Origin of the sequence: Streptococcus oralis SK304 (assembly GCF_000287715.1) — a bacterium.
In the GTDB taxonomy this organism is placed as follows: domain Bacteria; phylum Bacillota; class Bacilli; order Lactobacillales; family Streptococcaceae; genus Streptococcus; species Streptococcus oralis_Y.
Window position 1 is genome coordinate 1 of the sequence record NZ_ALJN01000002.1, and the last position, 12,602, is coordinate 12,602.

Below are 12,602 nucleotides of genomic sequence, written 5' to 3' on the forward strand. Positions count from 1 at the left end.
TCCCCCAATTGAGACTAAAGAGGTCTGTGATTTGATTTAGCCAGTTCTCCCTCACTTGAATCTGAGCTTCTACGATAGTTAACTGCTCTTCCCTCAATTTTTTTAGTTCCTTGAGCTGATCTAGGTCCAAATCACCATATCCAGAGACCTGAGCATCCACATTCTTGTAGGAAGTCAACTCTAGTTGGATATCGTCTACCGCTTCTTGTAACTTCTTGATGCTGGGGATGATAATGTCTGTAAAGACACCTTTGCCAGCTGTGTAGGCTGCTCCTGACAGCTCACCTGAGTCTAAAGAGGAAATCAGGTGGTCACATCCACTAGATAAGCGGTCTGTGACTTCATTTGCGACTTGGAGGTTGTTGGTCATGGCCTGAATCAATTCTTGGGATTCTTGTGCGCTGTATTTTACTCCCATGGTAGCCGATTCCTTTCCGCTATCAGTTCTTCTCTGGCTTCATCGAAAGACCGACGAGCCTTCTTCGTTTGTTTTTCCAAGGCATCCAGTTCCTCCTCTACATAAGAGTTGACCTGTCGCTGAATGGTTCTATTATCACTTTCGATTTGCTCTATCACTTGACGAGAACTGGGTGAGAGAGACAATAGATTTACCATGCGATGGTGAATGCTCTGAATATCCGAGTAAAAGTTTGTCAACTGCTGTTCATATTGCTTTTTAGTTGCTCGGAGTCTGTCTTCCTTATCTTCTATTTTAACAATCTTACGCCAAATTTCTGTGCGCTTTTCTTCATTTCTATCTGCCATTCCTTAGTGACTCCATCTCTTAGATTGCTCTATATCACGTTTTTCAATCCTATGAGCAATTTCTGGAAACTTATTTGCTTGGGTCAAAACAGCTGAACTAAAATCACTGACCGCCTGAAGCATTTGATTGCAGGCCTGACGTCCAGCTTCCATCCCAGCAATTTCAGAAGTATGTGAAAATTCTACCTGCTGATTTTGCTTGTTGCTCGTGTCATACCCGACCAACTCATTAATAGCTGCCTCTGCTGCTATCGTGCTGGATTTTATCTTCCCACCCATACTTCAAACTCCCCTTATTAATTATATATTGACCATATCATAACACAAAAATAGTACGATTTCAAAACAAATCCTAAGGGAAAATGCGCTCATCTCCTTAGAATAAACTCTATCATTCGGTGAATGAGTTTGACAAAGGCGGCATTAATGATTTTGGAGATCCTCTTTCTGATTCCTTATAGTTTGAGTAGTTTTATTAGCAAGGTTTGTCCTCCCTTTGTGAGAAACAGAAAAAAACAAAACCCTAAGAAGAATTCCTAGGGCTTGTCTTATACGTCAAAATGAGCTACGTTTTTACTGACTCCTACAACTCTGTCCGATTTTCAATGGCTCGTAAGAGTGTGACCTCATCCGCATACTCGATATCTGCTCCCACGGCTAGGCCTCGTGCTAGGCGAGTGACCTTGATACCAGCTGGTTTGAGCAAACGAGAGAGGTACATAGACGTCGCTTCCCCATCTGCTGTCGCATTGGTTGCCACGATTACCTCTGAAACCTCACTATCCATGAGACGGGTCATGAGGCTCTTGAGATTGATATCGTCTGGACTGATACCATTCATAGGAGAAATGAGACCGTGCAAGACATGATAGAGTCCGTGGTATTCTTGGATATTTTCCATAGCAGCCACATCGCGACTATCCTCTAGCACCAAGATCGTTGTCTGGTCTCGAGTCGGATCTGTGCAGATAGAGCAGGGATCATCATCCGTCAAGCGACCACAGATGGAACAATAGGTCAATTCCCGCTTGGCAGATAGAAGGTTTTTGGCAAATTCATTGACATCGTCATCAGACATTCCAATGGTATAGAAGGCGAGACGGGTAGCCGTTTTGATTCCGATACCTGGAAGCTTCGAATAGCTATCAATCAGCTTGGCAATAGGTGTTGGATACAGCATAAGTTCCTTTCTAATTCATTGGATGTTGTTGATTATAAAGATTGATGATATCACGCGCAATTGAAGGTCCGACACCATTTGTTAGGTTGGTGTTGTGAGGGAAGACGACTGCGACCGCTATTTGAGGATTATCGGTTGGTGCATAAGCAACTGCGTTGGTATTATTGGCCTTTTGACCGCCATTGACGTAACTTTCGGCTGTCCCCGTTTTCCCGCTGATGGAAACGGCTGCGCCATTTGAAAAGGCACGACCAGTTGTCAGAGCGCTCGTTCCATGCGAAACTTGATAGAAACCTTGGTGCAAGAGAGCCATATCAGCTTCTGAGATATTGATCTTGTTCAGTTCCTTGGTGGCTGTTTCTTGAACTAGATTGCCTAAGCCCCCTTGTTCATTGTTTCCATAAACTCCCTCAACGATGTGAGGAGCCAATCGTACGCCATTGTTTGCAATGGTTGCGACATACTGGGCTAACTGCATAGGTGTGTAGTTGTCAAACTGGCCAAAGGCGTTATTAATATAGTTGGCCAAATCAAATTCTTTTGGTGTAAATCCTGTAGATTCATCTGGGAGGTCAATCTCTGTTGAAGCTCCGAGTCCATATTCCCCAAAGGTTGATCGCAATTTGCCCATTGCAGTTTCTAACTGATCAGTTGCGACTATCATATTTGGCTGATAGGTCTGCCCCATAATCCCTAGCGCAGTCTGAACCATGTAGGTATTAGAAGAGTACTCCAAAGCTTCAACTGCTGTGATAGGGAAGGAGCCATAGGATAAGGTATACCATGAATTGATAGGAGCCGAACCTTGGAAAACAATCGGCTGATCTGTCAAGGTTTGATTGCCTGACAAGACCCCATTTTCCCAACCAGAGCTAAGGGTTGCCGCCTTAACGACAGATCCTGGTACAAAGACATTGGTTATCGTTCCAAGCGAATCTGAACTTAATTCACCGGATTCGACATCATGCTTGACACCCGACATCGCTAGAACCGCACCGGTTTTAGGATTGAGGGCTACAGCGTAGACTCCTTCAGAGTATTTAGCTCCACCGTTACCCAACTCTGAGTTGAAGTAGCTCTTAAGTAGGTCATCTACACCATTCTGGAAAGTTAGGTCAATCGTTAGTTTGATGTTGTTTCCTTTGCTTCCTTCTTCGACATTTTCTACACTTTCCATATTTCCGTGTTTGTCTAGGTGGATTTCCTTGACGGAGCGTTTGCCTTGAAGAACATCTTCATATTGCTTTTCAAGATAGGAAGTTCCCACTCGGTCATTGAGAGAATACCCTTTTTTCAAATAAGCGTCCACTTCCTCTGCTGGAAGACCGGATTTTTCACTTGATACACTACCTACAATTGAAGACAAAGAAGTGTCTAGGACTTTTCTATCCCATGAGGTTGAAATACTGATACCTGGTAATTCCTTGGATGCTGATGCAACGAGAGCAACTTGGGTATCATTCAAGGCATCCGTAGAAATGGTGCCCGTCGCAAAATTTTCAACGGCATTGAGCTGACTAAAGAGATAGATTTCCTTTTTCTGGTCATCTGTATAATTGAGTTGACTCACGTCAATACTTTCAACTGCATTATTGTAGAGAGTCGCTTCAGATAAGCGGTTTCCATCTGAATCTAGGCGTTTATCACTTGGCAAGGATTCGACTGTTTTTTTGTAAACGTCCTGATCCGCCAAGTAGTAGTCTGCAATCTGACGGTCTGTCAAATTAGGGGAGGTCACATTCACATATGTGAGAAGTTTCTTGGCTGTCTCCTTCAATTCAGCTGCTGTCATTTTATTGTTTCGTGTGAAAGAAACAACTTGCTTGACAGTGTTTTCTACCAAGGGTTTCCCTGATGCATCATAGATCTGTCCACGAGCTGAACTGGTTGTTACCCTTGTCTGGCTGGCTGAAGCCAATTTTGTTTCATAGAAATCTTTATTGAGCACCTGCATGTATAACAAACGACCAATAATGGCCATAAACAACAGGATAACAATGGCAAACAGTAAATTAAGCCGAATAGGAATCGAATGGCTATTGAATTTTCTCATACAACTAAGACTCTTTTCTAGAAAAATTTCCGATTTTCACCTTTATTTACATATAAAATAATAGAGCAAACAGGTGATGTTCAGTACATTTCATTGTACCATATTTTACGGAGAAACTCTTGGAAAAGTCGAAGCATTTTTTGACTTTCAACCGAAAATGCCTTTTTATTTGGTTATCCTAACTTCTATGATATAATGATAGTAATAGTTAGGAAAGCGTTAACCTTTAAGACCTTGACTCATAAAAAGGAGCCTCATGAACAAGCCAGACATCGCAACCATAATCGACCTCCATTTTGAAGAATTAACCGAGCTCGAGCAAGAAATCGCTCGCTATTTTTTGCAAGCTGAAACGATCCAAGATGATCTCTCTTCTCAGCAAGTTACCCAGAAATTACATATCTCCCAAGCAGCCTTGACCCGCTTTGCCAAAAAGTGTGGTTTTACAGGCTACCGAGAGTTCGTCTTTCAATACCAGCATCAGGCTAGTAAACCGGACACTCATTCGCACAAACACAGTCCTTTGACCAAACGTGTTTTACGAAGCTACAGTATCATGCGAGAACAAACGCAGGATTTGATTGACGAAGAACAACTGGAACGCGTCGCCCAGTTAATCGAAGATGCTGAGCGTGTCTACTTCTTTGGAACAGGTAGTTCCGGTCTTGTCGCTCGTGAAATGAAATTGCGTTTCATGCGTCTGGGTGTGGTCTGTGAGGCCTTAACCGATCAGGACGGCTTTGCATGGACGACCAGCATCATGGATGAAAATTGTCTAGTACTCGGTTTCTCACTTTCTGGTACAACTCCTTCTATTTTAGACAGTCTATTAGACGCAAAAGAGATGGGGGCCAAGACCATCCTCTTTACCAGCGCTCCAAACAAAAATAGTCAGGCCTATACAGAAACCGTTCTTGTTGCCAGCCACAGCCAGCCTTCCTACATTCAACGGATATCCGCTCAACTCCCCATGCTCTTCCTTATAGATTTGGTTTATGCCTACTTTTTGGAAATCAATCGTGAAAGCAAGGAGAAAATCTTTAATAGCTATTGGGAAAATAAAAAACTCAATGGCTATCGTAGACAAAAACGCGTTAGAAAATCCTAGTTTGGTTGAACCAAACTAGGATTGTTTTGTCTTGAAATGATAATAGGCTCCCAACATCCCTGCTGTATTTTGGTGATGGGCAAATTCTAATCGTGTTTTTTCGGCTAGACTTGGTACCAAGGCATCTTTTAAGGCTGTGCGGATCTTCGGTTTGAGGATAGCCTCTTGCCCCATGATACCGCCACCGAGAATGACTACTTCTGGATTGGCAACATAGCAAATATTTGCCAGACCTTTTCCTAGATAGTCTACCATACGGTCAATACCAGCCATACAGATTTTGTTTCCTTCGGTAGCTTCCTTAAAGATGCGTCGGCCATTCCACTGATCAACTGGATCACCATGAGCTGCTGCCACATAGTCCACCAAGGCTGTCGTAGAAGCAAGATCCTGAAAAGCTCCATCCTGCATATGCATATAACCGACTTCGCAGGCTGAGTTGCTAAATCCATGGAAAACTTTCCCATCCATAATCAAGCAACCACCGATACCTGTTCCAATGGTCAAGCAAAGTGTGACACTCGCTCCCTTGCCTGAACCAGATACTGCCTCAGCAAGGCCTGCACAGTTGACATCATTTTCAATCTCACAAGGAATCGCAAAGCTCGTCTCAATTTCCCTCTTGAACTGGGTCCCTGCATAGTTGGGAATCTGAGGACCAGCGTAGAAAATCTCACCCTTATCTGGATCCACCATTCCTGCTGAAGAAATGGCAACACCTGCTACTGGGCCTTTTTCTAAATAGCTGGCTACAATATCTTTTGTCTTTTGTAAGATATGGGGTCCACCTTTATGCGCCTCGGTTGGCATTTCATGCGATTCAACAAGTTGGCCTTCTTGGTCAATCAAGCCATATTTGATATTGGTTCCACCGATATCAATTGCAACGTAGTGTGTCATAAATACCTCCTTATGGATTAGAGGAAGCGCTCCTTGGTTTCACGAATCAAGGCTGCAGCTGCTTCTACAACTGGACGATCTTCTTCAGTCACTGGCGTCAATGGTGAACGAACTGATCCAATGTTAAGTCCTTCATTGATTTTCAAGACTTCTTTGATGACACCGTACATATTTCCATGTGCAGCAGTCAATTTACCAATGATTGCATTGATAGCGTATTGCAATTCACGCGCTGTTTCCAAGTCTTTCTCAGCAATCAACTCATTGAGTTTCAAGAAGAGTTCTGGCATCGCGCCGTAAGTACCACCAATACCAGCTTTGGCACCCATGAGACGGCCACCTAGGAACTGTTCATCTGGACCATTGAATACGATATGATCTTCTCCACCAAGGCTGACAAAGGTTTGGATATCTTGAACTGGCATAGAAGAGTTCTTAACACCAATAACACGTGGATTTTTCAACATTTCAGTATAAAGGCTTGGAGTCAAAGCAACACCTGCTAACTGAGGAATATTGTAGATAACGTAGTCTGTATTTGGAGCTGCAGAACTGATATCGTTCCAGTATTTAGCAACTGAGTATTCTGGTAAGCGGAAGTAAATCGGCGGAATCGTTGCAATGGCATCTACACCCAAACTTTCCGCGTGGCGAGCAAGCTCCATACTATCTTTGGTATTGTTGCAAGCTACGTGAGCAATGATAGTCAATTTTCCTTTGGCAACTGCCATGACTTCTTCCAAAATCAACTTGCGGTCCTCTACACTTTGGTAGATACATTCACCAGAAGAACCATTGACATAGAGACCTTGAACACCTTTATCAATGAAGTATTGAACCAAGGCGCGTGTACGCTCTGGACTGACTTCTCCTTGATCATCATAACATGCGTAGAAGGCTGGAATGACACCTTCGTATTTCTTCAAATCTGACATAGATTTTCTCCTAAGATTTCTTTTTTTTCTGCTGAGAGCAGTTCTATTTTTTACAAGTTTAGTATACACCTTGTGAAAATCGCTTTCAATATCTTGTATACACTTAGATTTTAGTTTCTACTTGAATTTTAGAAACTGTAACGATTGAAAGTAGTTTCAGAAACAAGCCATCCTACTGGTATTTGGCGAAAATTTTCTCCATCAATCCTGCTTGGAGAAAGACTAGCAAACCAAAGCCAAAGAGGATAAAGGCTGACCCACCCAAAAGGAGAGTGAAGGCGGATAGATAAAGAACCATCACTATGAGAAAGAGAATGGCTAACATGAGGAAAAACCATGGAAAGTTAAAGCTTGCCAAGATAAGCCCTTTTTGCAGCACTTCTTTCCAAGACAAATCATAGCGCGCAGCGATGGGATAGCTAGCCAGCATCACGAGAGTGAGGAAAATGAGAATCCCCAAACAAATAGCTTTCACAATCTGGAAAGGCAAAGCTGTCTGCCCCCAGAAGAGATAGAGATCTAGAAGGCTTAATGGCACAATGCCCAACTCTAACAGACCCAACTGAAGACCCAGTTTCAGATTTTGCTTGAAAGCTCTCAGATAGGTTCTAAAGACTGGTACCCGTCTGCTTCTCTTAATCTCAAACATGGTTTCATAGAGGCTGATTTTCGCCACTCCAATCGTCACAATGGGCAAACAAGAGACGACAAAAAGAAGATTGACTGTGACGATATCCAAGACCTTCTCACTGAAACGCATGAGAAAATTATCTGTATCAAATGCTGCCTTGATTAGGCTTACTCCTTTTTGTGCCATGTTTGCTCCTCCTGATTCTTTTAATCAATCAAAATTTTAAAGAGATATTTGCGAACCTTCTCTTCCATACCTGCATAGCCATTTGGCTGGTGCGGTTCTCCAGGGAAGAAAATCGCAAAATTGTGATAGCCCAGCAATAGCGGGTAGCCTTCATGACAATGGACAAAACCAATGTCACTCGCTTCATCGAATGCTACCGCCTCGTCTTTGATACGTGAACCGTAGCTCGAATATTCATGTCCTTCTACCAGCAAATGCAAGTCTGCATAGTTCTTATGGTGTTCAAATTGATCATTTTCAGCTTGATTAAGGACATTTTCCTGAACAACTAGAAAGACCTTGTCCCCGTCAATCTCATACTTACCTAGTTCGAAAGAATCCTTACGGTGCTGATAGAGATAGTCGATAGCCTTATCTAAATTGGGATGAATCCCTTTGTAAAAGGTGATGTTTTTCAAATCGTCAAAAATCATACTGTTTCCTTCGTTTCTGATAGTTAACTAAAATCATAGATTAAGTTTATAAGTGTCTGACAAAATCTCTAAGGTAAGCAAATACCCAACATTTTGTAGACACTTATAACTCTGTATTCTCTTATACTCAATGAAAATGGAAGAACAGACTAGGAAGCTAACCGCAAGCAATACTTAAGTATGGCAAGGTAACGCTGACCTTGTCTGAATTTGATTTTCGAAGAGTATTATCCTTTGACCGCTCCCATAGTAATACCCTGTGTAAAGGATTTTTGGAAGACAAGGAAGACTGTTACGATTGGCACGGCTGCAAGAGCTGCACCCGCCATGATCAAACCATAGTTGGTTGCCATTTCAGCCTGCATGGTCGCAACCCCAAGTGAGATAGTCAAGTTCTGACGTGAAGTCAACATTACCAACTGCATGAAGTAGTCGTTCCAAGTATTGATGAAGGTAAAGATTGCAAGGGCCGCAAATCCTGGCTTCACAATAGGGAAGGCTACGCTCCAGAAAGTACGAATCTCACCACAACCGTCGATTTTAGCTGATTCAAGCAATTCTGTAGGGATATTTTCACTGAATTGTTTCATGAGGAAAACCCCGAATGGCCATCCGATCAAAGGCAAAATCACTGCCCAAAGTGTATCGTGAATTCCCATGAAGTTGACGATACGTACCAATGGTACAAGGACAACTTGTTTTGGAAGAGCCATGGCAGCGATAAAGACTGCAAAGAGAATGCGCTGACCATAGAAACGTTTTTTAGCCAAGACATAACCTGCTAAAGAAGAGGTTGCACAGACTAAGAACATGGTTACCAGTGAGATAAATACAGAGTTCCACATCCACTGCATAGCAGGGTTTTGCACCATGAGTTGTTGGAAGTTCTCCATGGTTGGCATTTTAGGGAACCACTGTGGTGGAATCATAATGGTATCAGGCTGTGATTTGAAGGCCCCTGTCAAGATCCAGTAGAATGGAAAGATGAACAGTACGGTCAACAAGAGCAAGATAATCGTTGAAATAACAGTGAAAGCTGTTAAAGGTTTCTTTTGTGTAGGTTGCATAACTGTCTCCTTTCTTTAGTATTCTACGTCATTTCCGAGGATCTTGAATTGAGCAAAGCTGACAATGGCAATCATCACTGCCAAGAATACACCGATAGTGTTTGCATAGCCGTATTCTGTCAATTGGAAGGCTTTTTCGTAAAGATAGTACATCAAGGTACTTGTTGAGTAGTTTGGACCACCAGATGTCAAGAGCTGAATCAAGGCGAAACATTGGAATGAGTTGATAGTCGTAATAATTGCGATGTAAAGAGTTGTTGGAAGAAGGCTAGGCCATTTGATCTTCCAGAACACTTGGAACTCAGTCGCACCATCAACACGCGCTGCTTCAACAAGTGAGTTGTCAATATTTCCCATAGCAGCGATATAAAGGATAATCGGTTGACCAACAGATGTTGTCAAAAGGATGATCATAATCGCTAGCAAAGCCCAGTTTTTATCACCCAACCAAGAAATGTTTTGGCTGATGACATGGCTTGACTTAAGGACAAAGTTCAAAATCCCTGATAGAGGGTCATAGATCCATTTCCATACAACCGTTACGGCAACACTACCTGTTACAACCGGTAGGAAGAAGACGAAACGATAGAAAGATCGAGCAATAGCATTTTGATGATAGGTTTGAGATGCTACAAAGAGCGAGAAGAGTACAACAATCGGAACTGATCCAATAACTAGGATAACAGTATTGATCAAAGACTTGGTAAAGACAGGGTCTTTAAACATGCGAATGTAGTTATCCAAGCCAACAAACTCAAAGCTGGTCATGGAGTAGTTAAAGAAACTTGTAATGAATCCCATAATCATAGGAGCCAAGACGAAGATCACAAAGAAGAATAATACTGGTGCTAGGAAAGCATAGGAAATCACTGTTTCCCGCATACGAATTTTATTGACTTTCACAGTCGGCACCTCTCTTTCAAATAGAATAGTTTTTGATTTTCTTGAACTGTTTTAAAACCAAAATGAAATTTTTTAAGATTCGCTTATGTAAGAACTTCATTTTAATTTCGTGACAGTTCCTACCATTTCAAACAAAAGTCCCCCTTTTCTTACACCATAGTGCACAGGGAAAAGGGGGGAATCAATCTGACTTAGTGCTTATTGTTTTGTAGCTTTTTTGATTGTTTCGTTAGCTTTTTCAGTGAAGGATTTCAAAGCATCCGCTGGTTTTTCGTCACCATTTGATACAGATTGCAACATTGGGAACCAAAGTGTTCTCATTTCAGCAAATCCATCGATAGTGTTGTAGTATGGTGAGTAGTATTTAGTCCAGCCACTGATTGTTTCCATACGTTTGTCTTCATAAAGTTTACCAAATGAAGTACGAACTGGGAAGGCACCTGTACGAACTACGTCTTTAGGACCCCATTCTTTGTCATCTGCGATGAATTGAACGAATTTCTTAGCAGCTGCGACTTTCTTATCGTCTTTGTTATTAAATACTGCAAATCCGTTTACAAGGTATTCAAGAGATGGTTTACCAGAGTCTGATGGGAATGGTACTTCTACCACATCTACCTTACTTGCTTCCAAGAGTTTCGCTTGGATACCGTTTTGAGCTGGCGCCCAAAGGATTGTGTATGAAGTTTGACCGTTGGCAAAGTTTTGGATATCTGCTCCACCGTCAAATTGTGAACCGTTGTTCAACAAACCGTCTTTAATCCAGCTAGCAGCTTTTTCAAGACCTTTGACGAATTTAGGATCGTCTGTTGTATATTTGGTTACGTCTTTGTCTGTTACAGAACCGCCATAAAGGTTTGCAATGAAGGCACGTGTTCCTTGGTCTCCCCCTTGACCAGAACTGAACAATGAACCTGGTGTATATCCTTTATCTTTAAGCGCTTTCAAAACTTTTTCAAAGTCATCAGTTGTCCAACCTTCTTTTACAAGGTTTGCAACTCCAGCATCTTCCAACATTTTCTTGTTCATTGCCATATAGAATGGTGCTGAACTGATTGGATACATGTAAGCTTTGTCTCCAGCCTTACTTGCTTGTACGATGTTTTCGTTGTTCACATCTTTGACGAATTCGTCTGTGAAGAGGTCGTTCAACTCAACCAATTTACCATTTTTACCGTATTGGATGATACGTCCTGGCGCGTCAAAGAGTACGTCTGGCGCTGTTCCTGCTTCGATGGCTGTTGTGATCTTTTCAGGACCTGACTTGAAGTCAATGGTTTCCAATTTCACTTTTACATCTGGATTTGCTTTTTCAAACGCTTCGATGATTGATTTTTCATAAGTTCCAACACCATCACCCGTTTTTTCTTGTGTGAAGACTGGGAATGCCCACCAAGTGATTTCTGTTTTTCCGCTATCGCTACCAGAATTTCCAGCATCTTTACTTCCACCAGAGTTACCACAAGCAGCAAGGCCAAGAATCGCAGCACCCGCAAGTACTGTACAAGCTAGTTTTCTAAATTTCATTTGTATTCTCCTAATTGATAAGCGTATCCATATTGGATAATGAGCAAGTTTATATTTGTATACGTTTTCATTTTCTCCGACGCATCGACCACTCTCCTCTGTTTTGAGATTGTGTTATTTAAGACCGGCAACAAAGCGTTCCGTAATCTCTTTTGGTCTAGTAATAGCTCCACCAACAACGATACCTCGCACTCCATATTCAAGGATTTGCTTGGCTTGTTCTGGTGTGTGAATCTTCCCTTCAGCGATGACATCCACACCTGCTTCACACAGTTTTTTGATCAGTTCAAAGTCTGGACCATCTACTTTCGGACTATAAGAGGTATAACCTGATAGGGTTGTTCCAACAAAATCAACACCTGCTTCAACCGCTGCAATTCCTTCTTCAAACGTGCTGGTATCAGCCATCAAGAGTTGATGCGGATATTTTTCTTTGACTTGTCGGATAAAGTCTTGGATTTCCAAACCATCGTAACGTTCACGTTTGGTACAATCCAGAGCAATGACCTCAATATCTAGTTCAGCCAGTTCATCAACTTCTCTCATCGTAGCTGTAATGAAGGGCTCCTGTGGCGGATAGTCACGTTTGATGATTCCGATAATTGGGAGTTTCGTAACCTCCTTGATCTCCTTGATATCGCGAACACTGTTTGCTCGGATACCGACTGCTCCACCTTGCTCAGCCGCTTTGACTAGCAAGGGAATGACTCCTCCCGCTTCTGTATAAAGCGGTTCGTGAGGAAGTGCCTGGCAAGAGACAATGATTCCATCTTTGATTTGTTCAATCAAGGCTTCTTTGCTGATCTGTGGCATCCTCTTTCCTCCCTTTCTTGTTCTTATGGGCTTATTATATATTATTTGTTAAGCGCTTTCA

General features: G+C 42.2%; 13 protein-coding genes and 1 pseudogene. 1 reads left to right on the forward strand and 13 read right to left on the reverse strand.

Annotated elements, in window-relative coordinates; genetic code table 11:
• The 5 genes and pseudogenes from HMPREF1125_RS02710 to pbp2b all read right to left on the reverse strand — a co-directional run.
• Window positions 1-418, reverse strand: a pseudogene (locus tag HMPREF1125_RS02710) (virulence protein); the annotation flags it as partial.
• Entirely contained in the window at window positions 409-765 is a 357-nt protein-coding gene (locus tag HMPREF1125_RS02715; RefSeq protein ID WP_000775061.1) for a hypothetical protein, read from the reverse strand. The pseudogene HMPREF1125_RS02710 and the gene HMPREF1125_RS02715, both read right to left, overlap by 10 nt.
• A gap of 3 nt (window positions 766-768) precedes the next feature.
• Complete coding sequence (locus HMPREF1125_RS02720) at window positions 769-1,044, reverse strand: hypothetical protein (RefSeq protein ID WP_000509004.1); 276 nt, start codon at window positions 1,042-1,044, stop codon at window positions 769-771.
• A 304-nt stretch (window positions 1,045-1,348) separates the two neighbouring features.
• Window positions 1,349-1,945: a recombination mediator RecR gene (gene recR / locus HMPREF1125_RS02725; protein ID WP_000966754.1), complete on the reverse strand. Its 597-nt coding sequence runs from the start codon at window positions 1,943-1,945 to the stop codon at window positions 1,349-1,351.
• A gap of 10 nt (window positions 1,946-1,955) precedes the next feature.
• Window positions 1,956-3,998 carry a penicillin-binding protein PBP2B gene (pbp2b, locus tag HMPREF1125_RS02730; RefSeq protein WP_001224846.1) on the reverse strand — a complete coding sequence of 681 codons (2,043 nt, stop codon included), beginning with the start codon at window positions 3,996-3,998 and terminating at the stop codon, window positions 1,956-1,958.
• A gap of 256 nt (window positions 3,999-4,254) precedes the next feature.
• Here pbp2b and HMPREF1125_RS02735 point away from each other — a divergent pair, with 256 nt between their 5' ends.
• Complete coding sequence (locus HMPREF1125_RS02735) at window positions 4,255-5,106, forward strand: MurR/RpiR family transcriptional regulator (RefSeq protein WP_001039479.1); 852 nt, start codon at window positions 4,255-4,257, stop codon at window positions 5,104-5,106.
• Window positions 5,107-5,121: 15 nt separating this feature from the next.
• Here the strand turns inward: HMPREF1125_RS02735 and HMPREF1125_RS02740 are convergent, their stop codons facing one another.
• The 8 genes from HMPREF1125_RS02740 to HMPREF1125_RS02775 all read right to left on the reverse strand — a co-directional run bounded on the left by HMPREF1125_RS02740 (window position 5,122) and on the right by HMPREF1125_RS02775 (window position 12,541).
• Complete coding sequence (locus HMPREF1125_RS02740; protein WP_000150255.1) at window positions 5,122-6,006, reverse strand: ROK family protein; 885 nt, start codon at window positions 6,004-6,006, stop codon at window positions 5,122-5,124.
• A 17-nt stretch (window positions 6,007-6,023) separates the two neighbouring features.
• Window positions 6,024-6,941: a dihydrodipicolinate synthase family protein gene (locus tag HMPREF1125_RS02745; RefSeq protein ID WP_001281490.1), complete on the reverse strand. Its 918-nt coding sequence runs from the start codon at window positions 6,939-6,941 to the stop codon at window positions 6,024-6,026.
• A gap of 172 nt (window positions 6,942-7,113) precedes the next feature.
• Window positions 7,114-7,758, reverse strand: a complete 645-nt coding sequence (locus HMPREF1125_RS02750) for a YesL family protein (RefSeq protein ID WP_000057505.1) — start codon at window positions 7,756-7,758, stop codon at window positions 7,114-7,116.
• Between the two features lie 20 nt (window positions 7,759-7,778).
• Complete coding sequence (locus tag HMPREF1125_RS02755) at window positions 7,779-8,231, reverse strand: YhcH/YjgK/YiaL family protein (RefSeq protein WP_000575447.1); 453 nt, start codon at window positions 8,229-8,231, stop codon at window positions 7,779-7,781.
• A gap of 227 nt (window positions 8,232-8,458) precedes the next feature.
• Window positions 8,459-9,298, reverse strand: a complete 840-nt coding sequence (locus tag HMPREF1125_RS02760; RefSeq protein ID WP_001183243.1) for a carbohydrate ABC transporter permease — start codon at window positions 9,296-9,298, stop codon at window positions 8,459-8,461.
• Between the two features lie 15 nt (window positions 9,299-9,313).
• Entirely contained in the window at window positions 9,314-10,180 is an 867-nt protein-coding gene (locus tag HMPREF1125_RS02765) for a carbohydrate ABC transporter permease (protein WP_196218619.1), read from the reverse strand.
• 219 nt (window positions 10,181-10,399) lie between these two features.
• Window positions 10,400-11,728 (reverse strand): ABC transporter substrate-binding protein, encoded by a 1,329-nt coding sequence (locus HMPREF1125_RS02770; protein ID WP_000672113.1) that lies wholly within the window; start codon window positions 11,726-11,728, stop codon window positions 10,400-10,402.
• A gap of 114 nt (window positions 11,729-11,842) precedes the next feature.
• Window positions 11,843-12,541 (reverse strand): N-acetylmannosamine-6-phosphate 2-epimerase, encoded by a 699-nt coding sequence (locus HMPREF1125_RS02775; RefSeq protein WP_001135660.1) that lies wholly within the window; start codon window positions 12,539-12,541, stop codon window positions 11,843-11,845.
• Window positions 12,542-12,602 lie beyond the last annotated feature (61 nt).